This window comes from Streptococcus sp. KHUD_011, from assembly GCF_046352925.1.
Lineage (GTDB): Bacteria > Bacillota > Bacilli > Lactobacillales > Streptococcaceae > Streptococcus.
In genome coordinates this window covers 1,219,931-1,241,243 of record NZ_CP157578.1, presented here as the reverse complement: position 1 = coordinate 1,241,243, position 21,313 = coordinate 1,219,931, and the positions used below count along the sequence as shown (strand labels likewise).

The following is a 21,313-nucleotide window of genomic DNA, read 5'->3' as shown; positions in this document are numbered from 1 at the left end:
CGAGCTTTTTCTTATAGTTTGAAACTATAGGATTGCCTAGGAAAGAGGTGTTAGAGGGGATTAGCAGTTTTTGGTATAATGGAAGATATTTGAAAGAAAAGAGAAGTGATATGACACAGATTATTGATGGGAAGGCTCTAGCAGCTAAGTTACAAGGACAGCTGGCTGAAAAGACTGAAAGATTAAAGGAAGAAACGGGGCTAGTACCTGGTTTGGTAGTGATTTTGGTTGGGGACAACCCTGCCAGCCAAGTCTACGTTCGTAACAAGGAGAGGTCAGCCCTTGCGGCTGGTTTCCGTAGTGAAGTTGTGCGAGTTCCAGATACCATTACTCAAGAGGAATTGTTGGATTTGATTGCCAAATACAATCAAGATCCAGCTTGGCATGGGATTTTGGTTCAGTTACCTTTACCCAAACATATCGATGAAGAGGCAGTTTTATTGGCCATTGACCCAGAAAAGGATGTGGATGGTTTCCATCCCCTAAACATGGGGCGTCTTTGGTCTGGTCATCCAGTCATGATTCCTTCAACACCTGCGGGAATTATGGAAATGTTCCATGAATACGGGATTGACTTGGAAGGTAAAAATGCGGTCGTCATCGGTCGTTCCAATATCGTCGGAAAACCTATGGCTCAGCTTCTTTTGGCCAAAAATGCGACAGTAACCTTGACTCACTCACGGACACATAATCTTGCCAAGGTGGCTGCTAAAGCAGATATTCTTGTGGTAGCAATCGGCCGTGCCAAATTTGTGACTGCTGACTTTGTCAAACCAGGTGCTGTTGTCATTGACGTTGGGATGAATCGCGATGAAAATGGTAAGCTCTGTGGGGATGTAGATTATGAGGCAGTTGCACCACTTGCTAGCCATATTACACCAGTTCCTGGAGGTGTCGGTCCTATGACCATTACCATGCTGATGGAGCAAACCTATCAGGCAGCACTTCGGACATTGGATAGAAAATAAGAGAAACATTCGCTGAAGAGAGTGTATTTTCTATAACTATATTTAAAATGGCAGAAATGAATATTAAATTTTAGATATAAGATTACAAAAGGAGGTGTGTGCCTCCTTTTTGTTGTATAATAAAGTGAGAGGAAAAAAGGATGAAAGTGATTGATCAAGCTCTACTAGAAAAAGTCATTATTGAACGTTCTCGTACAAGTCATAAAGGAAATTATGGTCGTCTGCTCTTGCTTGGTGGTACCTATCCTTATGGTGGTGCCATCATCATGGCTGCTTTAGCAGCTGTAAAAAGCGGTGCAGGATTGGTGACCGTCGGAACGGACAGGGAAAATATTCCAGCTCTGCACAGCCATTTACCTGAGGCTATGGCCTTTTCTCTTCAAGACCAGCAGTTGCTAAAAGAGCAATTGGAGAAGGCAGAAGTGGTCTTGGTGGGGCCTGGTTTACGAGACGATGCTTTTGGAGAAAATCTAGTAAAACAAGTCTTTGTTAATTTAAGCCAAAATCAGATTTTGATTGTAGATGGTGGTGCCCTGACCATTCTTGCTAGAACAAGTTTGTCATTTCCATCTAACCAGCTTATCCTAACTCCCCACCAAAAAGAATGGGAAAAGTTGTCTGGTATTGCTATTGAAAAGCAAAAAGAAGATGCAACGGCTAGTGTCCTAACTTCCTTCCCTCAAGGAACAATTTTGGTAGAGAAAGGTCCAGCTACTCGTATTTGGAAAGCTGGCCAATCTGATTATTACCAGTTACAGGTTGGCGGTCCCTATCAGGCGACTGGGGGAATGGGAGATACTCTTGCTGGAATGATTGCAGGATTTGCAGGCCAATTCCGACAGGCCAGTCTCTACGAATGTGTGACAGTAGCGACCCATCTTCATTCAGCTATTGCTCAAGAACTAGCTCAAGAACATTATGTGGTCTTGCCAACGGAAATTAGTAATTGTCTTCCTAAAGTAATGAATAAAATATCTCAAAAAGGCACCTGATCGTTCAGGCGCCTTTATATCTTTTAGAAAAATCCTTTAATCTTTCCAACGAGGCCATCTAGACCTTCAGAACCAGAAATCAACTGCTGAGCTTGAGAGAAGTATTCTCCAAGTTGGTCTTGATTTTCTGCAACAAATGTTTTTGCAGCTTCGAAATCTTTTGTTTCGATTAATTCTTTTACTTGGTTAAACAAATCTAATGGGTTCATCTTATTTCTCCTTTTCTGTACTTAACTATTTAATCATCTTTATGATAAAAAATCAACTGTTGCTGCTTTGGGCTAGGACATGTTTTTATCTACAAGTTCTCATAACTAAGATTCTAACTACCAAAACAAGGTGGACATAAAAATAAAAATGTTCGGGTTTTTCTAGTGTATCCATGAAATAAAAAGTGATACATGTTATAATAAAGTTAGCTCTTTAATGGAGGTGTTTGAGTGGAAAATCTGAAAAAAATGGCAGGTATCAAGGCTGCTGAGTTTGTCAAGGATGGAATGGTAGTCGGACTAGGAACGGGGTCTACTGCCTATTATTTTGTAGAAGAAATCGGTCGTCGTATTAAGGAAGAAGGACTGCAAATTACTGCTGTAACGACTTCTAGTGTGACCAGTAAACAGGCTGAAGGGTTAAATATCCCGCTAAAGTCTATTGACCAAGTAGACTTGGTTGATGTGACGGTTGACGGGGCAGATGAAGTGGATAGCCAGTTTAACGGAATCAAAGGTGGTGGTGGTGCCCTTCTCATGGAGAAGGTTGTCGCAACGCCCTCAAAAGAATATATTTGGGTGGTAGACGAAAGCAAACTAGTTGAGAAATTGGGCGCTTTTAAACTGCCTGTAGAAGTAGTTCAGTATGGTGCAGAACAAGTCTTTCGTCGTTTTGAGCGAGCTGGCTACAAACCAAGTTTCCGTGAAAAAGACGGCCAACGTTTTGTGACGGATATGCAGAACTTTATCATTGACTTGGCCTTGGATGTCATCGAGGATCCAATTGCCTTTGGCCAAGAATTGGACCATATCGTTGGTGTCGTGGAGCACGGCTTATTTAATCAAATGGTGGATAAGGTAATCGTTGCTGGACGAGACGGGGTTCAGATTTTAACTTCAACAAAAGCAAACTAATCAACATAATAAGGAGATACACTATGTCAAAATTTAATCGTATTCACTTGGTGGTACTGGATTCTGTAGGAATCGGTGCTGCACCAGATGCTAATAACTTTGTCAATGCAGGAGTTCCAGATGGAGCTTCTGACACATTAGGACACATTTCGAAAGCAGTTGGTTTGAATGTCCCAAACATGGCTAAAATTGGTCTAGGAAATATTCCTCGTGAAACCCCTCTTAAGACTGTACCAGCTGAGAGCAATCCAACAGGTTATGCAACAAAATTGGAGGAAGTATCTCTTGGTAAGGATACTATGACTGGACACTGGGAAATCATGGGACTTAACATTACTGAGCCTTTCGATACTTTCTGGAACGGATTCCCAGAAGAAATCTTGACAAAAATCGAAGATTTCTCAGGACGCAAGATTATTCGTGAAGCTAACAAACCTTACTCAGGAACGGCTGTTATCGATGATTTTGGACCACGTCAAATGGAAACTGGGGAGTTGATTATCTATACTTCAGCTGATCCTGTTTTGCAAATTGCTGCCCACGAAGATATTATTCCTTTGGATGAATTGTACCGTATCTGTGAATACGCTCGTTCGATTACCCTTGAGCGCCCTGCCCTTCTAGGTCGCATCATTGCCCGTCCATATGTTGGTGAGCCAGGTAACTTCACTCGTACGGCAAATCGTCGTGACTTGGCCGTATCCCCATTTGCACCAACTGTTTTGGATAAATTGAATGAAGCAGGTATCGATACTTACGCTGTTGGTAAAATCAACGATATCTTTAACGGTGCAGGAATCAATCATGACATGGGACACAACAAGTCAAACAGCCACGGAATTGATACACTATTGCAGACCATGGGCCTTGCTGAATTTGAAAAAGGATTCTCATTCACAAACTTGGTTGACTTTGATGCCCTTTACGGCCACCGTCGTAATGCTCACGGCTACCGTGATTGCTTGCATGAGTTTGATGAACGCTTACCTGAAATTATCGCAGCCATGAGAGAGAACGACCTTCTCTTGATTACTGCGGACCATGGAAATGACCCAACCTATGCAGGAACAGACCACACTCGTGAATATATTCCATTGTTGGCCTACAGCCCTGCCTTTAAAGGGAACGGTTTGATTCCAGTTGGACATTTTGCAGATATCTCAGCGACAGTTGCGGATAACTTTGGTGTTGAAACTGCCATGATTGGGGAAAGTTTCTTAGTTAAATTGGTATAAGATGACGCGATATGCTTTACTTGTTCGGGGCATTAATGTCGGTGGGAAGAATAAGGTTGTCATGGCGCAACTTCGTCAAGAACTGACAGAGTTGGGACTGGGAAAAGTTGAAACCTACATCAACAGTGGCAATATTTTCTTTACTTCGACAGATCCCAAAGTCCGATTGGTTGAAAAGTTAGAGGCTTTCTTTGCAGTCCATTATCCATTTATTCAGAGCTTTTCTTTGCTGAGTCAGGAAGATTATGAAGAAGAGCTGAAGAATCTGCCAGATTGGTGGACCAAAGATTTGGCACGAAAGGATGTCCTCTTTTACACGGAGGGCTTGGATGTGGCTCAAGTCATTGAGACAGTTGAAAGTTTGGAACTGGAAGATGAAGTTGTTTATTTTGGAAGACTTGGGATTTTCTGGGGGAAATTCTCTGAGGAATCCTACTATGCAACTGCCTATCACAAATACTTACTCAAGATGCCTTTTTATCGCAACATCACCATTCGTAATGCTAAAACTTTCGACAAAATCGGTCAAATGCTAAAAAATAATAAAGGAGACATACAATGACATTTTTAGATAAAATCAATGAAACTGCTGCCTTCCTGAAAGAAAAGGGTATCCTAGCGCCTGAGTTCGGTCTAATCCTTGGATCAGGACTTGGAGAATTGGCAGAAGAAATCGAAAATCCAGTTGTAGTAGATTATGCAGATATCCCAAACTGGGGCCGTTCTACAGTAGTCGGACACGCTGGGAAATTGGTATATGGAGAACTTGCAGGTCGTAAGGTCTTGGCTCTTCAAGGTCGTTTCCATTTCTACGAAGGCAATCCTCTTGAGGTCGTGACTTTCCCAGTTCGTGTGATGAAAGTACTCGGATGTGAAGGTGTCATTGTAACCAATGCAGCTGGCGGTATTGGATATGGGCCTGGTACTTTGATGGCTATCTCAGACCATATCAACATGACAGGTCAAAACCCATTGATGGGTGAAAACTTGGATGAATTTGGTCCTCGTTTCCCAGATATGTCTAAAGCCTACACACCAGAATATCGTGCTACTGCCCATGAAGTGGCTAAAAAACTTGGTATCAAGCTTGACGAAGGTGTCTATATTGGTGTTACTGGTCCAACTTATGAAACACCAGCAGAAATCCGTGCTTATAAGACACTGGGAGCAGATGCGGTTGGTATGTCTACTGTTCCTGAAGTTATTGTGGCAGCCCACTCAGGCTTGAAAGTTCTAGGAATTTCATGTATTACTAACTTTGCAGCTGGATTCCAAGAAGAACTCAACCACGAAGAAGTTGTAGAAGTGACTGAACGTGTTAAAGGCGACTTCAAAGGTTTGCTTAAAGCGATTCTTGCAGAATTGTAATCATGTTAATAGAATTGAGGAGTATTTTTCGAAAAATCCCTTATAATTTTAGATTTTTCCTAGCAGTAATTCTGCAAGGAATAGTTTCGGGTTTATCTGGTATTTTTCTCCATTATCTATTAGAGATGGTGGAGGAGCTAGCTTTTGGTCAGTCAGAGCATCATAGTGGATTTTTGACAGATGGAGTTTCCTCTTCACGGATAGGACTAAGTTTAATGATGGTGGGTCTTGGCTCATCCTTGGTCTGGTATTTCTTGCAAAAAGGGTCGAAGATTTATTCCATCAAAGCTCAGATGAAGGATGAGACTTCACAATACAAGCTTCATTTTCTAAAACAGCTATTTCATTCAATTTGGCAGATCATTGCAGTTGGAGGGGGAGCGCCTATTGGCAAAGAAGCTGCGCCACGAGAGATTGGAACTCTATTTGCAGGACCAATTGGAAAAATATGTTCTCTCTCTAAGAAGGATCGCATCTTTCTCCTTGCTTGTGGTGCTGGTGCTGGTTTAGCGGCTGTTTATCAGGTTCCATTAACAAGTGTCTTCTTTGTTTTTGAAACCTTAGGAATTGATCTATCTATTAAACGATTTGTCTTAGTCGGTTTGACTACCTATGTCTCAACCTATATAGCAGGCTGGGTTATTTCAGATCAGGCTCTCTACCAGATTCCAGCCATCACATGGTCATTAAAGCAAATATGGATTATTCCCTTATTACTTCTTTTCTTAACCCCACTAGCTTGGCTTTTTGGTCGCTTAAGTAAGGCAGCGTCTTCAAAAAGGATAAAAGATAAACGAATACTTCTAACATTGTCCTCAGCTTTTCTTTTTCTTATTGGATTAGCAAGTTATTTTCCACATCTACTTGGAAATGGACGTATGATGTCTCAGGAAGTATTGAATTGTAGCAATGGCAAAACAGTATTCCTCTTATTTATCCTAAAAGCACTGGTCGTTCTTATTACTCTGTGGGCAGGGGCCTATGGTGGTACACTTACGCCATCTTTTGCCTTGGGGATGGCTGGAGCTGCTCTCTTTGGAATGATTCTAGGTGGAGATAGCCAGCCAAGCATTTTGCTTTTGGGATCGGTTTGCTTTTTGTCTGTGACCTTGAGGGCGCCCATTTCTGCAACCGGATTAGTTATAGGTTTCACTGGGCTAGGTATAGATTCTCTTCCGTATCTCTTAGTAACAGCTGTTTTAGCCTATGAACTTGCAAAAATGCTAGACCGCTTTCCTTGGACTAGCATACTGTGTCAGAAGTCAAAGAGTAAAGTAATTAGGTAGGAAATGCCCATTTCTTCTAGTCAATGATTTGATTTAAAAGATTAAAAAAACTCTCAATTTATTTATAACTGTTTTAAATAAAAATGTAGTAGGCCTATTGGAATCTTGATTGAATCCGATTTTTCCTAGCTATGAAATATAAAAATAAAAAAAGAAAGGTAGAGCGCGTGTTCTAATTTGAACACGAACGGAAAACTTTTCTAAAAATTCAGAAGAGAAGGGGAGTTCTGCTTTGAATTGAAGCCGGTCTAATCTTCTCAATATCATCAAAATTAAGAAAGAAAGGAATTGAACCCACCCTAAAAGCAGTGGGAAAAAGATAGTTGGTCTAGCGAGCATCGCTCACTGCACCCAACTCCTATTTTCCCTTTGTTTTTTGACGGGTTTGGTATCTTATATTATGTCTATCCATATTGCTGCTCAGCAGGGTGAAATTGCTGATAAAATTCTTCTTCCTGGGGATCCTCTTCGTGCTAAGTTTATTGCGGAGAATTTCCTTGAAGATGCTATTTGTTTTAACGAAGTGCGTAACATGTTTGGTTATACTGGTACTTACAAGGGCCACCGTGTCTCTGTCATGGGAACTGGGATGGGAATGCCATCGATTTCGATTTATGCGCGTGAGTTGATTGTTGACTACGGTGTGAAAAAATTGATCCGTGTGGGAACAGCAGGTTCATTGAATGAAGATGTTCACGTCCGTGAATTGGTTTTGGCGCAAGCAGCTGCAACCAACTCTAACATCATCCGCAATGACTGGCCACAGTACGATTTCCCGCAAATCGCTAGCTTTGATTTGCTGGACAAGGCCTACCATATCGCCAAAGAACTCGGTATGACAACCCATGTTGGAAATGTTTTGTCTTCAGATGTCTTTTATTCAAACTACTTTGAAAAGAACATCGAACTTGGTAAATGGGGAGTCAAGGCTGTGGAAATGGAAGCAGCAGCACTTTACTATCTGGCAGCCCAACACCATGTTGATGCCCTTGCTATTATGACTATCTCTGATAGTTTGGTTAATCCAGACGAAGATACAACTGCAGAAGAACGCCAAAATACCTTCACCGATATGATGAAGGTTGGATTAGAAACCTTGATTGCAGAATAAAAGAAAACACAAAAGGAAAATTTTCTGGATGAAAATCTTCCTTTTTTAGTCATTCAGCCCATGCTGACCTTAATGAAACGTTACTCTATCGTCTATTTTTAAGAGATTGCAAGAAACAATCAATCTCTGCTTGAGAATAAAGAATACGCAACTTTTCTGGGTAAGTATTGCTTAAGTGTTGGTATCTTTCTTTAGCATTTTTTGTTCGTCCATCCCAAAGAATCCAGCGGATAAATTCCCAGTCAAAACGCTCAGGACAACCTGTGGCCATACTTTCTCTGACTTTTCCTTTGTATTTTAAATAGCGCTTAAAGGCTCTTAACAAACAATTCCATCGAGAGAAATTTAGAAAGATGATTTGATCTGCTTCTTTCATTCTTTCCTCATAGAAACACCAAGAGTAGTTGCCATCAATAACCCAAGATTCCTGCTTGGTGAGAAAGTTTTTCATCTCGGTCAACATCCATTCACGGTCACTGTCTTGCCAACCAGGTTGAAATTGGAGTGTGTCCATGTGAAGTTTTGGGATGGAGTAGTGGTTAGATAATTTTTCTGCTAGAGTTGACTTACCAGAACCAGAATATCCGATAATTGCGATTTTCATTTTCTACCTTTTCCTATTTGGAGACAAAAAAACAGCCTCTATGGACTGTTTCTTATTTAGCAAGTTTAGCTGAAAGACGAGCTTTATCGCGGCTTGCTTTGTTTTTGTGAATCAAACCTTTAGTTTCTGCTTTATCGATAGCTGAGCTAGCAGCACGGAAAAGTTCTTCAGATGGGTTTGCTTCGAAAGCTTTGATAGCAGTACGCATAGCTGATTTTTGAGCTGAGTTCTTTTCGTTTTGTTTAACGTTCAATTCAGCGCGTTTGATAGCTGATTTAATGTTTGCCAATGTTCTTACCTCCATATTTACTAACTATACCATTATATCTGAAAACTTACGTTTTGACAAGGGAAAATTATTTTTTTAAGTAAATTTCATCGATTTCATGGTTCTTTGTTTTATGAAGAATCACTTCCGCACGATTTCTGGTTGGTTCAATATAATTTTGTAGATTTGTGAGATTGATACTAGTCCAGACCTGATGGGCAAAGGATTCTACTTCCCCAATCGGCATTTGAGTAAAACGATAATAGTAGCTATCAGGGTCGTTTTGGGCTAGGCTCAGCATTTTCAAGAAACGATCCAGATACCAACTCTCAATGTCATCCACTGCAGCATCAACATAGATGGAAAAGTCAAAGAAGTCAGTGATATAGAGACGCTCGTTTTGTGGATTCTGAAAGACATTAATCCCCTCAACAATTACAAAGTCAGCAGCTTTGACGCTTTGTTTTTCCTCAGGTACGATGTCGTAGACTTCATGAGAATAGACAGGTATATCTACATCTTGTCCATTTTTGATGCGATCCAAGAAGTTGAGAAGAGCTTCCATATCATAGCTTTCAGGAAATCCCTTACGATTTAAAATCCCTTGCTCAATCAAGGTCTGGTTGGGATAGAGAAAGCCATCAGTTGTTACCAACTCAACCCTAGCATCTGTAAGCGTACGAGACAGTAGGATTTGAAGTAGGCGACTGGTTGTGGATTTTCCAACGGCAACACTACCAGAAACCCCAATGATAAAAGGTTGGGATTTGCTTTCACGTTGAAGGAAAATTCCTTTTGAGAAGGCCAAATCATCCTTGGTACGCTTGTAAATCTGGATGAGATGGGCTAGGGGAAGATAGACATCGGTAACATCCTGCAGGCTAATCTGATCATTAAAACTCTTGATGGATTCTAATTCCTCTTCTGTCAAAGGAGGTGTCGTCTTTCGATGTAAAGATTGCCAAGTCTGGCGGCTGATTTTTTCAAAATGTAAAAATTCGTTGGTCATTTATTTTCCCCTAGATATTTTGTCTATCATACCATAAAAAGCTAAAAAAATAAAGCGGTTTCTTGATGATAGTAAGCTAATATCGTATAATAAAGGTAGATAGAGATTGAACAATTGAATGATGAAGTAGGAGATAGTTTCTGCTGATTTATAAGCTAATAAAGGGGTTTTTTAGTTCACAACTGATAGGAGGTGTACTATGAAAATCTTAAAACGTTACATATTGGAACTCTGTTTTATTTTAAGTTTTGCACTACCTTTTTTAAAAGGAGCGAATGCGGATAATGGTAGACGTTTTGTGGAAACCTATTACGGTTTTACTTTTTTGATGGAACATGCCATTGTAACAGCTGTCTTTATCTGTTCGCTCTTGCTTGCTTTCTTCCTAAAAAAACGGTGGACGAAATGGCTTGCTGCTGGTAGTTATGTCTTTTTAGTTCTATGGATTGCTACAGAGGGTTATTTCTTCCGCATGTCGCTAGAAGATTTGATACGACTTTGGACAAGTTTGGAAATCCTAACACAAACTTATCAGTTGGGCTTTTATCTAAACATCTTGTTGGGAATGCTCTTGATAATTAAGTATCTGAAGGTTAAGCAATAGTAATAAAAATGTGTCTGATTATAGATGATAAACTTATTGTTTTATCCTGACTATGATATTTCTGGCTCTAAATGCTTTATTATTCATCTATAAGTGTTGAAAGAGATTGAAGAAAAGGTCTTCTTGACTAGCTTTTTCAGTCTTTTTCGTTTTATTATCAATTTGTAAACGATTTACAATTTAAGTCAAATTATGGTAAAATAGTTTCATGAGTAAAATGTATTATGCAGAGAATCCTGACGCTGCTCACGACATTCATGAGTTGAGAGTGGACTTGTTGGGAGAAAAAATGACCTTTTTGACGGATGCGGGTGTTTTTAGCAAGAAAATGGTTGACTTTGGGAGTCAACTCTTGCTCAAGTGTCTTGAGGTCAACCAAGGAGAAACTGTCCTTGATGTAGGTTGTGGTTACGGGCCTTTGGGCTTGTCTTTGGCTAAGGCTTATGGAGTTCAGGCGACCATGGTCGATATTAATAATCGTGCCTTGGATTTGGCGCGACAAAATGCTGAACGAAATAAAGTAGCAGCGACGATTTTCCAGTCCAACATTTATGAACAAGTTGAAGGTAAATTTGACCATGTCATGTCCAATCCTCCTATCCGTGCAGGAAAGCAAGTGGTTCATGAAATCATTGAGAAAAGTAAAGATTTCTTGGAAACTGGTGGGGATTTAACAATCGTTATCCAGAAAAAACAGGGGGCTCCAAGTGCTAAGTCCAAGATGGAAGATGTGTTTGGCAATTGTGAAGTCGTTAAAAAAGATAAGGGATACTACATCCTTAGAAGTGTGAAAGAATGAGAGCAGTTGATTTAATCCAAAAGAAACGAGACGGGCAAGAACTGACCTCGAGTGAAATTGAATGGCTAGTTGAAGGCTATGTGTCAGGAACGGTTCCTGATTATCAGATGTCTGCCTTTGCTATGGCTGTCTATTTCAAAGGAATGACGACTCGAGAAATCTCAGACCTAACTATGAATATGGTTCAGACAGGTCAAGAGTTTGATTTATCTGCTATTGATGGGGTTAAGGTTGACAAGCATTCTACGGGTGGTGTTGGTGATAAGGTGACCTTGATTTTGGCTCCTCTTGTTGCTAGTTTTGGTGTGCCTGTTGCAAAAATGAGTGGTCGTGGGCTCGGCCATACGGGTGGAACAATCGATAAATTGGAGTCCATTAAGGGCTATCAAGTTGAGCGCAGTCAAGAGGATTTCATTGCACAAGTGCAGGATATTGGTGTATCTGTCATTGGGCAATCAGATCAGCTGGTCAAAGCGGATAAGCTTCTCTACGCTCTCCGTGATGTGACCGCAACTGTCGACACGATTCCTTTGATCGCGAGTTCGGTGATGAGCAAGAAAATTGCGGCAGGGGCGGATGCTATTTTACTAGACGTGACTGTTGGCGAGGGTGCCTTCATGAAAACGGTTGATGAGGCGCGTGAACTGGCTCAAACCATGGTGAAACTTGGTAAGGCTGTTGGACGGAAGACGGTAGCAGTGATTACGGATATGAGTCAACCTTTGGGACAAGCGATTGGAAATCGTCTTGAAATCCTTGAGGCATTGGAGATTTTACAAGGTCAAGGTCGTCAGGATATTACCCACTTCATCTGTGAATTGGCTCAAATTATGCTTAGTTTGGCAAATGTTAACAAGACAGTTGAAGAAGTTCGACAACATCTTGAAAATGGCCAAGCACTGGCTAAGTTTGAGGAGATGGTCCAAGCCCAGGGTGGAGACTTGAAAGACCTCTATCGTCCTGTCAATGTTGCCCATGTGGTGGAAATCCCTGCTCAGGAAACAGGTATTATCTCAGCTCTTCCAGCAATGGACTTTGGTCTTTATGCCATGAGACTTGGGGCAGGCCGTGCAGTCAAATCTGATTCCTTGGACTATGAAACAGGAATTGTTTTTGAAAAGAAAGTTGGAGATTCCGTTCAAAAGGGAGAAATTGTTGCAAAAGTATACACAAATGGAAAAATTTCTCCCCAGCTAGTTACAGATTTTCAAAAATATGTTAAAATAAATGACAGGGTGCAAAGTTTACGAGAAATTATAGAAATCATCTCATAAACCGCAGGAGAATCCGAATATGAAATTAAATAAATATATCGATCATACGCTTTTAAAACAAGATGCGACAGAAAATCAAATTGATTGTTTGTTGTCTGAAGCTAGAGAGTATGATTTTGCCAGTGTTTGCGTTAATCCGACCTGGGTTGAATATGCTAAAAAAGGGCTTGAAGGTACAGATGTCAAGGTCTGCACAGTAGTAGGTTTTCCCTTGGGAGCAACAACTTCAACTGTGAAAGCTTTTGAAACCAAAGAAGCTATTCAAAATGGTGCAGACGAGATTGATATGGTGATCAATGTTGGAGCTCTCAAATCAGGTAATCTTGATTTGGTTGAGTCGGATATTCGCGCAGTAGTAGAAGCAAGTGGTGACAAGTTAGTGAAAGTCATTATTGAAGCTTGCCTTTTGACAGACCAAGAAAAAGTTGTGGCTTGCCAATTGGCCCAAAAAGCGGGAGCTGATTTTGTTAAAACATCTACTGGCTTTTCAACTGGTGGTGCTACAGTAGCAGATGTTAGATTAATGCGTGAAACAGTTGGACCTGATATGGGAGTCAAGGCTGCTGGTGGAGCTCGTTCTTATGCAGATGCTCTTGCCTTTGTTGAAGCAGGTGCGACCCGTATCGGAACGTCAGCTGGGGTAGCCATTTTAAAAGGAGAATTGGCAGATGGCGACTACTGAGTTGATTGAACTAGCAATTGAAACCAGCAAGAAAGCCTATGTGCCCTATTCTCATTTTCCAGTCGGAGCTGTTTTAGTAGCGAAAGATGGTAGTATTTATACAGGTGTCAATATCGAGAATGCTAGTTATTCTTTGACCAACTGTGGAGAACGTACAGCGATTTTTAAAGCAGTTTCTGAAGGCCAAAGAGAATTTTCAGAATTGATTGTCTATGGTCAGACTGATAAACCAATTTCACCGTGTGGTGCTTGTCGCCAAGTGATGGCTGAATTTTTTGAACAAGATCTAAAAGTGACCTTAGTCGCAAAAGATAAATCGACGGTCGAGATGACGGTCGGGGAGTTACTTCCATACTCTTTTACAGACTTAAACTAGTCTGAGTCGCTCTCTGAGTGGCACGGTCCTTGTGGCCAACCAATCCATACTTGCAACATCGTTGCACATCTTATTTAGGAGGTTCAGTAATGAACAAGAAACAATGGCTAGGCCTTGGTCTAGTTGCAGTGGCAGCAGTTGGACTTGCTGCATGTGGTAACCGCTCTTCTCGTAACGCAGCTTCATCTTCTGATGTGAAGACAAAAGCAGCAATCGTCACTGATACTGGTGGTGTTGATGACAAATCATTCAACCAATCAGCTTGGGAAGGTTTGCAAGACTGGGGTAAAGAACACAATCTTTCAAAAGATAAAGGTTTTACTTATTTCCAATCAACAAGTGAAGCTGACTACGCTAACAACTTGCAACAAGCGGCTGGAAGTTACAACCTGATCTTCGGTGTTGGTTTTGCCCTTCACAATGCAGTTGAAGAAGCAGCAAAAGACCACTCTGACTTGAACTATGTCTTGATTGATGATGTGATTAAAGATCAAAAGAATGTTGCGAGCGTAACATTTGCTGATAACGAAGCTGCTTACCTTGCAGGTGTTGCAGCAGCTAAAACAACTAAAACAAAACAAGTTGGTTTTGTAGGTGGTATCGAATCTGAAGTTATATCACGTTTTGCAGCTGGATTTAAAGCTGGTGTTGAGTCAGTAGACCCATCTATCAAAGTACAAGTTGACTACGCTGGTTCATTTGGTGATGCAGCTAAAGGTAAAACAATTGCAGCAGCACAATACGCAGCTGGTGCAGACGTTGTTTATCAAGCAGCAGGTGGAACAGGTGCTGGTGTCTTTGCAGAAGCAAAATCACTAAACGAAAGCCGTCCTGAAAATGAAAAAGTTTGGGTTATCGGTGTTGACCGTGACCAAGTAGCAGAAGGTAAGTACACTTCTAAAGATGGCAAAGAATCAAACTTCGTTCTTGTATCTACTTTGAAACAAGTTGGTACAACTGTAAAAGATATTGCTAACAAAGCAGAAAAAGGTGAATTCCCTGGCGGTCAAGTGATCGTTTACTCATTGAAAGATAAAGGGGTTGACTTGGCAGTAACAAACCTTTCAGAAGAAGGTAAAAAAGCTGTTGAAGATGCAAAAGCTAAAATCCTTGATGGAAGCGTAAAAGTTCCTGAAAAATAATGGATGGAAGTCATTTCTTAGGAAGCGGCCCTCGGCCGCTTTTTTAAGAGTTGAGACAAAGTCATTTTGTCTCAGTAAAGCTTGCTACTAGACAAACTAGCAAGTTTTATTGAAATAAAATAAGAATCTGAAAGGAAGAGCACATGGCACACGAAAATGTCATTGAGATGCGTGATATTACCAAGGTGTTTGGTGAATTTGTTGCCAACGACAAAATCAACTTGCACCTACGAAAAGGTGAAATTCATGCACTTTTAGGAGAAAATGGGGCTGGAAAGTCCACGCTCATGAACATGTTAGCAGGGCTTCTTGAACCAACCAGTGGTGAAATTGTGGTCAACGGTCAAGTTGTCAACCTCGACTCACCATCTAAAGCAGCTAGCTTGGGAATCGGAATGGTTCACCAGCACTTTATGTTGGTAGAAGCCTTCACAGTGGCTGAAAACATCATTTTAGGTAGTGAATTGACTAAAAATGGTGTGCTAGATATCGCTGGAGCTAGCAAAGAAATTAAGGCTCTTTCTGAACGTTATGGCTTAGCGGTTGACCCTTCTGCCAAGGTAGCAGATATCTCAGTTGGAGCCCAACAACGTGTAGAAATTTTAAAAACCCTTTATCGGGGGGCTGATATCCTTATCTTTGACGAACCAACGGCCGTTTTGACTCCATCAGAAATTGATGAGTTGATGGCTATTATGAAAAATCTTGTCAAAGAAGGAAAATCAATTATCTTGATTACCCATAAGTTGGATGAGATTCGCGCAGTTTCTGACCGAGTTACAGTTATCCGTCGTGGGAAATCAATTGAAACCGTCGAAATTGCAGGGGCTACCAATGCTGATTTAGCAGAAATGATGGTGGGTCGTTCTGTTTCCTTTAAAACAGAGAAACAAGCCTCTCAACCAAAAGAAGTGGTCTTGTCTATTAAAGACTTGGTGGTCAATGAAAACCGCGGTGTCCCAGCTGTGAAAAATCTGTCCTTGGATGTTCGTGCTGGAGAGATTGTTGGTATTGCGGGTATTGATGGAAATGGTCAGTCTGAACTGATTCAAGCCATCACAGGCCTTCGCAAGGTTGAATCTGGTAGCATTGAGCTAAAAGGAGATTCAATTGTGGGCTTACACCCACGACAAATTACAGAACTAAGTGTTGGGCACGTTCCAGAAGACCGTCACCGTGATGGCTTGATTTTGGAAATGATGATTTCTGAAAATATTGCCCTTCAAACCTACTACAAAGAACCACATAGTAAAAATGGAATTTTGAACTATTCAAATATTACTTCTTATGCTAAAAAGCTAATGGAAGAGTTTGATGTTCGTGCTGCCAGCGAATTTGTTCCTGCAGCTGCACTCTCAGGAGGAAATCAACAAAAAGCAATTATTGCTCGTGAAATTGATCGAGATCCTGATCTCCTTATCGTCAGCCAACCAACTCGTGGGTTGGATGTCGGTGCCATTGAATATATCCACAAGCGCTTGATTGAAGAGCGTGATAATGGTAAGGCTGTCCTTGTTGTCAGCTTTGAATTGGATGAGATTTTAAACGTCTCAGACCGTATTGCTGTTATCCATGATGGTAAGATTCAAGGTATTGTATCACCAGAAACAACCAATAAGCAAGAACTTGGTGTCTTGATGGCTGGTGGAAACTTGGGAAAGGAGAAGAGTGATGTCTAAAAAATTACAACAAATTTCGGTTCCCTTGATTTCTGTCTTCCTAGGAATTTTGCTCGGAGCCATTGTCATGTGGATCTTCGGTTATGATGCTATTTGGGGCTACGAAGAATTGTTCTATACAGCCTTTGGTAGCCTGCGTGGGATTGGAGAAATCTTCCGTGCTATGGGGCCTTTGGTCTTGATTGGTCTTGGTTTTGCTGTTGCCAGTCGTGCAGGTTTCTTTAACGTCGGGCTTCCTGGTCAGGCTTTGGCTGGTTGGATTCTCAGTGGTTGGTTTGCCTTGTCACATCCAGATATGCCACGCCCCTTGATGATTTTAGCAACCATCGTGATTGCCCTTATTGCTGGTGGGATTGTCGGAGCGATTCCGGGTATTCTTAGAGCCTATCTGGGGACGTCAGAGGTTATCGTAACCATCATGATGAACTACATTGTCTTGTATGTAGGAAATGCCTTTATCCATGCCTTCCCTAAAGATTTCATGCAAAGTACAGATTCGACGATTCGCGTTGGGGCTAATGCAACCTATCAGACACCTTGGTTGTCTGAATTGACTGGTAATTCACGGATGAATATTGGTATTTTCTTTGCCATCATTGCAGTTGCAGTTATTTGGTTCATGCTCAAGAAAACAACTCTTGGTTTTGAAATTCGTGCAGTTGGTCTTAATCCTCATGCATCAGAATACGCTGGTATTTCTGCAAAAAGAACGATCATCCTCTCAATGATTATTTCAGGTGCCTTGGCAGGTCTTGGTGGAGCTGTTGAAGGTCTGGGAACCTTCCAGAACGTCTATGTTCAAGGGGCGTCATTGGCTGTTGGATTTAACGGGATGGCAGTTAGTCTGCTTGCAGCCAACTCACCAATCGGTATTCTCTTTGCAGCCTTCCTATTTGGTGTTCTCCAAGTTGGAGCTCCTGGTATGAATGCAGCGCAGGTACCATCTGAGCTTGTCAGCATTGTAACAGCGTCTATTATCTTCTTTGTCAGTGTTCATTACCTTATCGAACGCTTTGTCAAACCGAAAAAACAAGTTAAAGGAGGTAAGTAAAGATGTCTATTACAACCTTGCTCACCCTCTTGGTGTCTTCTATGCTGATTTACTCAGCCCCCCTCATCTTTACAAGTATTGGTGGTGTTTTCTCTGAACGTGGTGGTGTCGTAAACGTCGGCCTTGAAGGAATTATGGTTATGGGTGCCTTTTCTGGAGTTGTCTTTAACCTTGAATTTGCTGAACAATTTGGAGCAGCAACTCCATGGCTATCCTTGCTAGTTGCAGGATTGGTTGGAGGTCTCTTCTCTATCATCCACGCAGCAGCGACGGTTCATTTCCGTGCAGACCATGTTGTCAGCGGTACGGTATTGAACTTAATGGCGCCTGCCTTGGCTGTTTTCTTGGTGAAAGTTCTTTATAACAAAGGACAAACCGACAATTTAAGTCAGACTTTTGGACGCTTTGATTTTCCAGTCTTGGCTAACATCCCAGTAATTGGTGATATCTTCTTCAAGTCGACTAGTCTGCTTGGTTATCTGGCCATTGCCTTCTCATTCCTTGCTTGGTTTATCCTCTTCAAGACTCGCTTTGGTCTTCGTCTCCGCTCCGTCGGTGAACACCCTCAAGCAGCGGATACCTTGGGAATCAACGTCTACAAGATGAGATACTTAGGAGTTATCATATCAGGTTTCCTAGGTGGAATTGGTGGAGCGATTTATGCTCAATCCATCTCAGTTAACTTCTCAGTGACAACTATTGTTGGACCTGGATTTATCGCCCTTGCTGCGATGATCTTTGGGAAATGGAATCCAATCGGAGCTATGCTTTCAAGTCTCTTCTTTGGACTTTCACAAAGTTTAGCTGTTATTGGTTCTCAATTGCCATTCCTACAAGGAGTGCCTGCGGTTTATCTTCAAATTGCACCTTATGTTTTGACAATTCTTGTCTTGGCAGCCTTCTTTGGAAAAGCAGTCGCACCAAAAGCAGATGGTATCAACTATATCAAATCAAAATAAGCATACAAAAAAACGTCAGTTCTGTTCAAACTGGCGTTTTATTTTTTAGGATTTTGATGGATTAAGTTCAATCCCCAAGGGACAAGATTTTCAGTTTTATTTTTGATACGTGTGATATTATCCTTATGACGAATGATAATCAAACTAGCAAGAGCTAGGATAATGGCGATGAAGAGAGGGTCATAGTTACTCAAAATAAAACCAAAAAGTGGAAAGAGTAGAACTCCGATGACAGCCGCGATAGATGCTGTGACACTAGACAGCGAAATCATACTACCTAGATAGAGGGTTCCAAAGAAAACAACCGCAAGGTAGAGACAGAAGATAGGCGCAAATCCGAAAATCACACCTGCACTGGTTGCGACAGCCTTACCACCCTTAAATCCTGCAAAGATAGGAAAGGTATGTCCAATAACAGCCAAAAGTCCAAAGATGAGAGGCGAAACACCTTGAAGATGAAACATAATCGGAAGAAGGGTTGCTAGGGTTCCTTTGAAAAAGTCAATCACAAAGGTTGCCATACCAGCTTTCTTGCCTAAAATGCGGAAGGTATTGGTCGTTCCAGTGTTACCAGAACCATGCTCGCGCAGATTGATTTGAAAGAATACTTGTCCAATCCAGAGACCAGACGGAATCGAACCCAGCAGATAGGCTAGGATTAATAAAACTATTGTAATCATACTCCTATTATATCATGAAATGGAGAAGAAAGGCAGAGAATCTCTTCTGAAATTGTCACAGCGGAGAAAGAAAAATTTTGCAAAATCCTTAGAAAACCTGTAGAATAGTAAAGATGAACGAATAGGAGGTTCCTTGTGTCAAAAAAGGAAATCAATATTAACAATTATAATGATGACGCCATTCAGGTGCTAGAAGGGTTGGATGCCGTCCGTAAACGTCCAGGGATGTATATCGGATCGACTGATGGGGCAGGTCTTCATCATCTCGTCTGGGAAATCGTCGATAATGCTGTCGATGAAGCCTTGTCTGGATTTGGTGACCGTATTGATGTGACCATTAATAAAGACGGCAGTTTAACGGTTCAAGACCACGGACGTGGGATGCCGACTGGAATGCACGCGATGGGAATCCCAACGGTTGAAGTAATCTTTACCATTCTCCACGCCGGAGGGAAATTCGGTCAAGGTGGTTATAAGACATCAGGTGGTCTGCACGGGGTGGGTTCTTCCGTAGTTAACGCCCTTTCTAGCTGGCTAGAAGTTGAAATCACTCGTGACGGTGCAATCTACAAGCAACGTTTTGAAAATGGTGGCAAACCTGTTACGACTTTGAAGAAAATCGGTACAGCGCCCAAGTCTAAAACAGGTACCAAGGTTACGTTTATGCCTGATGCGACGATCTTCTCTACGACAGATTTCAAGTACAATACCATCTCAGAACGCCTCAATGAGTCAGCCTTTCTTTTAAAAAATGTGACCTTGTCTCTAACGGATAAACGCACAGACGAAGCGATTGAATTCCACTATGAAAATGGGGTACAAGACTTTGTTTCTTACCTCAACGAAGACAAGGAGACCTTAACGCCAGTTCTTTACTTTGAAGGGGAAGACAATGGTTTCCAAGTGGAAGTGGCCCTCCAGTACAATGACGGATTTTCAGATAACATTCTATCCTTTGTCAATAACGTTCGCACCAAGGACGGTGGAACGCACGAGACAGGACTCAAGTCTGCCATTACCAAGGTTATGAATGACTATGCGCGTAAGACTGGGCTTCTCAAGGAAAAAGATAAAAACCTTGAAGGGTCAGACTATCGTGAAGGACTAGCAGCCGTTCTTTCTATCCTTGTTCCTGAAGAACACCTCCAGTTTGAAGGTCAGACAAAGGATAAATTGGGAAGCCCACTGGCTCGTCCAGTTGTGGATGGAATTGTAGCTGATAAGTTGACTTTCTTCCTTATGGAAAATGGGGAATTAGCTTCAAATCTTATTCGCAAAGCCATCAAGGCCCGTGATGCTCGTGAAGCGGCACGTAAGGCGCGTGATGAGAGTCGAAATGGGAAGAAAAATAAGAAAGATAAGGGATTGTTGTCTGGGAAATTGACCCCAGCCCAGTCTAAGAATCCAGCTAAAAATGAACTCTATCTAGTCGAGGGGGATTCTGCCGGAGGTTCTGCCAAACAAGGCCGTGACCGCAAGTTCCAGGCAATCTTGCCTCTTCGTGGTAAGGTTATCAATACAGCCAAAGCCAAGATGGCGGATATCCTCAAAAATGAAGAAATCAACACCATGATTTATACAATCGGTGCGGGTGTGGGAGCAGATTTTTCTATTGAAGATGCCAACTATGACAAGATTATTATCATGACCGATGCGGATACTGACGGTGCCCATATCCAGACTCTTCTTTTAACATTCTTTTATCGCTACATGCGTCCGCTAGTTGAGGCAGGCCATGTCTATATCGCCCTTCCGCCTCTTTACAAGATGTCAAAAGGCAAAGGCAAGAAAGAAGAAGTAGCCTATGCATGGACGGATGGCGAATTAGAAGAACTTCGCAAACAGTTCGGTAAAGGTGCAACACTCCAACGCTACAAGGGGCTTGGAGAGATGAATGCGGATCAACTCTGGGAAACAACCATGAATCCGGAAACTCGAACTCTCATTCGTGTCACTATCGAAGATCTTGCTCGCGCCGAACGTCGCGTCAATGTCCTTATGGGGGATAAGGTCGAGCCACGACGTAAGTGGATTGAGGATAATGTCAAGTTTACGCTGGAAGAAGCGACAGTGTTTTAAGTCACTTTTTAATGAATGGATAT

Annotated in this window: 23 protein-coding genes; 18 read left to right on the top strand and 5 right to left on the bottom strand. The window is 41.6% G+C overall.

Annotation, left to right across the window (positions count from 1 at the left end):
- Positions 1-110 precede the first annotated feature (110 nt).
- Together ABKJ27_RS05735 and ABKJ27_RS05730 are read left to right on the top strand one after the other, a co-directional pair.
- A complete protein-coding gene (locus tag ABKJ27_RS05735; protein WP_410011500.1) occupies positions 111-968 on the top strand; it encodes a bifunctional methylenetetrahydrofolate dehydrogenase/methenyltetrahydrofolate cyclohydrolase in 858 nt (285 codons plus the stop codon).
- Between the two features lie 140 nt (positions 969-1,108).
- Entirely contained in the window at positions 1,109-1,960 is an 852-nt protein-coding gene (locus tag ABKJ27_RS05730; protein WP_410011499.1) for an NAD(P)H-hydrate dehydratase, read from the top strand.
- Positions 1,961-1,983: 23 nt separating this feature from the next.
- Here ABKJ27_RS05730 and ABKJ27_RS05725 read toward each other — a convergent pair whose 3' ends face one another.
- Positions 1,984-2,169, bottom strand: coding sequence for a hypothetical protein (locus ABKJ27_RS05725; RefSeq protein ID WP_001068557.1), 186 nt, complete (start codon positions 2,167-2,169; stop codon positions 1,984-1,986).
- 231 nt (positions 2,170-2,400) lie between these two features.
- Between ABKJ27_RS05725 and rpiA the strand changes: the two genes are divergently transcribed.
- The 6 genes from rpiA (at position 2,401) to deoD (ending at position 8,084) form a co-directional block, all read left to right on the top strand.
- Positions 2,401-3,084, top strand: coding sequence for a ribose-5-phosphate isomerase RpiA (gene rpiA / locus ABKJ27_RS05720; protein WP_020902945.1), 684 nt, complete (start codon positions 2,401-2,403; stop codon positions 3,082-3,084).
- Positions 3,085-3,107: 23 nt separating this feature from the next.
- Entirely contained in the window at positions 3,108-4,319 is a 1,212-nt protein-coding gene (locus tag ABKJ27_RS05715; protein ID WP_247932756.1) for a phosphopentomutase, read from the top strand.
- A gap of 1 nt (position 4,320) precedes the next feature.
- On the top strand, positions 4,321-4,881 hold the full coding sequence (locus ABKJ27_RS05710; RefSeq protein WP_247932757.1) for a DUF1697 domain-containing protein: 561 nt from the start codon (positions 4,321-4,323) through the stop codon (positions 4,879-4,881).
- A complete protein-coding gene (locus ABKJ27_RS05705; RefSeq protein WP_000143375.1) occupies positions 4,878-5,687 on the top strand; it encodes a purine-nucleoside phosphorylase in 810 nt (269 codons plus the stop codon). The genes ABKJ27_RS05710 and ABKJ27_RS05705 overlap by 4 nt, the downstream gene beginning before the upstream one ends.
- A gap of 2 nt (positions 5,688-5,689) precedes the next feature.
- Positions 5,690-6,973 carry a chloride channel protein gene (locus ABKJ27_RS05700; RefSeq protein ID WP_000904384.1) on the top strand — a complete coding sequence of 428 codons (1,284 nt, stop codon included), beginning with the start codon at positions 5,690-5,692 and terminating at the stop codon, positions 6,971-6,973.
- A 400-nt stretch (positions 6,974-7,373) separates the two neighbouring features.
- A complete protein-coding gene (gene deoD, locus ABKJ27_RS05695; RefSeq protein WP_000022088.1) occupies positions 7,374-8,084 on the top strand; it encodes a purine-nucleoside phosphorylase in 711 nt (236 codons plus the stop codon).
- An 85-nt stretch (positions 8,085-8,169) separates the two neighbouring features.
- Here deoD and ABKJ27_RS05690 read toward each other — a convergent pair whose 3' ends face one another.
- The 3 genes from ABKJ27_RS05690 to coaA all read right to left on the bottom strand — a co-directional run bounded on the left by ABKJ27_RS05690 (position 8,170) and on the right by coaA (position 9,965).
- Positions 8,170-8,688, bottom strand: a complete 519-nt coding sequence (locus ABKJ27_RS05690; protein WP_314498673.1) for a DNA topology modulation protein — start codon at positions 8,686-8,688, stop codon at positions 8,170-8,172.
- A gap of 52 nt (positions 8,689-8,740) precedes the next feature.
- Positions 8,741-8,977, bottom strand: coding sequence for a 30S ribosomal protein S20 (gene rpsT / locus ABKJ27_RS05685; RefSeq protein WP_001274000.1), 237 nt, complete (start codon positions 8,975-8,977; stop codon positions 8,741-8,743).
- A 67-nt stretch (positions 8,978-9,044) separates the two neighbouring features.
- Positions 9,045-9,965: a type I pantothenate kinase gene (gene coaA, locus ABKJ27_RS05680; RefSeq protein WP_124787327.1), complete on the bottom strand. Its 921-nt coding sequence runs from the start codon at positions 9,963-9,965 to the stop codon at positions 9,045-9,047.
- 199 nt (positions 9,966-10,164) lie between these two features.
- Here coaA and ABKJ27_RS05675 point away from each other — a divergent pair, with 199 nt between their 5' ends.
- From ABKJ27_RS05675 to ABKJ27_RS05635, 9 genes are all read left to right on the top strand, one after another.
- Positions 10,165-10,569, top strand: coding sequence for a hypothetical protein (locus ABKJ27_RS05675; protein ID WP_410011498.1), 405 nt, complete (start codon positions 10,165-10,167; stop codon positions 10,567-10,569).
- A gap of 208 nt (positions 10,570-10,777) precedes the next feature.
- Positions 10,778-11,368, top strand: coding sequence for a class I SAM-dependent methyltransferase (locus ABKJ27_RS05670; protein ID WP_084927492.1), 591 nt, complete (start codon positions 10,778-10,780; stop codon positions 11,366-11,368).
- Complete coding sequence (locus tag ABKJ27_RS05665) at positions 11,365-12,642, top strand: pyrimidine-nucleoside phosphorylase (protein WP_410011497.1); 1,278 nt, start codon at positions 11,365-11,367, stop codon at positions 12,640-12,642. The genes ABKJ27_RS05670 and ABKJ27_RS05665 overlap by 4 nt, the downstream gene beginning before the upstream one ends.
- Before the next feature lie 19 nt (positions 12,643-12,661).
- A complete protein-coding gene (deoC, locus tag ABKJ27_RS05660) occupies positions 12,662-13,324 on the top strand; it encodes a deoxyribose-phosphate aldolase (protein WP_410011496.1) in 663 nt (220 codons plus the stop codon).
- Positions 13,311-13,700 (top strand): cytidine deaminase, encoded by a 390-nt coding sequence (locus ABKJ27_RS05655; RefSeq protein WP_410011495.1) that lies wholly within the window; start codon positions 13,311-13,313, stop codon positions 13,698-13,700. Before deoC ends, ABKJ27_RS05655 begins: the two co-directional genes overlap by 14 nt.
- 89 nt (positions 13,701-13,789) lie before the next feature.
- A complete protein-coding gene (locus tag ABKJ27_RS05650) occupies positions 13,790-14,842 on the top strand; it encodes a BMP family lipoprotein (RefSeq protein ID WP_033681961.1) in 1,053 nt (350 codons plus the stop codon).
- Positions 14,843-14,985: 143 nt separating this feature from the next.
- Positions 14,986-16,521 carry an ABC transporter ATP-binding protein gene (locus ABKJ27_RS05645; protein WP_033681960.1) on the top strand — a complete coding sequence of 512 codons (1,536 nt, stop codon included), beginning with the start codon at positions 14,986-14,988 and terminating at the stop codon, positions 16,519-16,521.
- Complete coding sequence (locus ABKJ27_RS05640; RefSeq protein ID WP_000038670.1) at positions 16,514-17,572, top strand: ABC transporter permease; 1,059 nt, start codon at positions 16,514-16,516, stop codon at positions 17,570-17,572. Before ABKJ27_RS05645 ends, ABKJ27_RS05640 begins: the two co-directional genes overlap by 8 nt.
- A 2-nt stretch (positions 17,573-17,574) precedes the next feature.
- Positions 17,575-18,531, top strand: a complete 957-nt coding sequence (locus tag ABKJ27_RS05635) for an ABC transporter permease (protein WP_000029124.1) — start codon at positions 17,575-17,577, stop codon at positions 18,529-18,531.
- Positions 18,532-18,569: 38 nt separating this feature from the next.
- On the opposite strand, the gene plsY is transcribed toward ABKJ27_RS05635, so the two are convergent.
- Entirely contained in the window at positions 18,570-19,211 is a 642-nt protein-coding gene (gene plsY, locus ABKJ27_RS05630) for a glycerol-3-phosphate 1-O-acyltransferase PlsY (RefSeq protein WP_269794850.1), read from the bottom strand.
- A gap of 135 nt (positions 19,212-19,346) precedes the next feature.
- Here plsY and parE point away from each other — a divergent pair, with 135 nt between their 5' ends.
- Positions 19,347-21,290, top strand: a complete 1,944-nt coding sequence (parE, locus tag ABKJ27_RS05625; protein ID WP_004261495.1) for a DNA topoisomerase IV subunit B — start codon at positions 19,347-19,349, stop codon at positions 21,288-21,290.
- Positions 21,291-21,313: the final 23 nt, after the last annotated feature.

Bases quoted from the DNA above. Each gene is read 5' to 3' on its own strand.
- ABKJ27_RS05675 (WP_410011498.1), top strand. From the start codon at position 10,165: ATGAAAATCTTAAAACGTTACATATTGGAACTCTGTTTTATTTTAAGT.
- ABKJ27_RS05670 (WP_084927492.1), top strand. From the start codon at position 10,778: ATGAGTAAAATGTATTATGCAGAGAATCCTGACGCTGCTCACGACATT.
- ABKJ27_RS05665 (WP_410011497.1), top strand. From the start codon at position 11,365: ATGAGAGCAGTTGATTTAATCCAAAAGAAACGAGACGGGCAAGAACTG.
- ABKJ27_RS05690 (WP_314498673.1), bottom strand. From the start codon at position 8,688: ATGAAAATCGCAATTATCGGATATTCTGGTTCTGGTAAGTCAACTCTA.
- coaA (WP_124787327.1), bottom strand. From the start codon at position 9,965: ATGACCAACGAATTTTTACATTTTGAAAAAATCAGCCGCCAGACTTGG.
- deoC (WP_410011496.1), top strand. From the start codon at position 12,662: ATGAAATTAAATAAATATATCGATCATACGCTTTTAAAACAAGATGCG.
- ABKJ27_RS05640 (WP_000038670.1), top strand. From the start codon at position 16,514: ATGTCTAAAAAATTACAACAAATTTCGGTTCCCTTGATTTCTGTCTTC.
- ABKJ27_RS05730 (WP_410011499.1), top strand. From the start codon at position 1,109: ATGAAAGTGATTGATCAAGCTCTACTAGAAAAAGTCATTATTGAACGT.
- ABKJ27_RS05655 (WP_410011495.1), top strand. From the start codon at position 13,311: ATGGCGACTACTGAGTTGATTGAACTAGCAATTGAAACCAGCAAGAAA.
- deoD (WP_000022088.1), top strand. From the start codon at position 7,374: ATGTCTATCCATATTGCTGCTCAGCAGGGTGAAATTGCTGATAAAATT.
- ABKJ27_RS05635 (WP_000029124.1), top strand. From the start codon at position 17,575: ATGTCTATTACAACCTTGCTCACCCTCTTGGTGTCTTCTATGCTGATT.
- plsY (WP_269794850.1), bottom strand. From the start codon at position 19,211: ATGATTACAATAGTTTTATTAATCCTAGCCTATCTGCTGGGTTCGATT.
- ABKJ27_RS05710 (WP_247932757.1), top strand. From the start codon at position 4,321: ATGACGCGATATGCTTTACTTGTTCGGGGCATTAATGTCGGTGGGAAG.
- ABKJ27_RS05700 (WP_000904384.1), top strand. From the start codon at position 5,690: ATGTTAATAGAATTGAGGAGTATTTTTCGAAAAATCCCTTATAATTTT.
- ABKJ27_RS05705 (WP_000143375.1), top strand. From the start codon at position 4,878: ATGACATTTTTAGATAAAATCAATGAAACTGCTGCCTTCCTGAAAGAA.
- ABKJ27_RS05650 (WP_033681961.1), top strand. From the start codon at position 13,790: ATGAACAAGAAACAATGGCTAGGCCTTGGTCTAGTTGCAGTGGCAGCA.
- ABKJ27_RS05715 (WP_247932756.1), top strand. From the start codon at position 3,108: ATGTCAAAATTTAATCGTATTCACTTGGTGGTACTGGATTCTGTAGGA.
- ABKJ27_RS05725 (WP_001068557.1), bottom strand. From the start codon at position 2,169: ATGAACCCATTAGATTTGTTTAACCAAGTAAAAGAATTAATCGAAACA.
- ABKJ27_RS05645 (WP_033681960.1), top strand. From the start codon at position 14,986: ATGGCACACGAAAATGTCATTGAGATGCGTGATATTACCAAGGTGTTT.
- ABKJ27_RS05735 (WP_410011500.1), top strand. From the start codon at position 111: ATGACACAGATTATTGATGGGAAGGCTCTAGCAGCTAAGTTACAAGGA.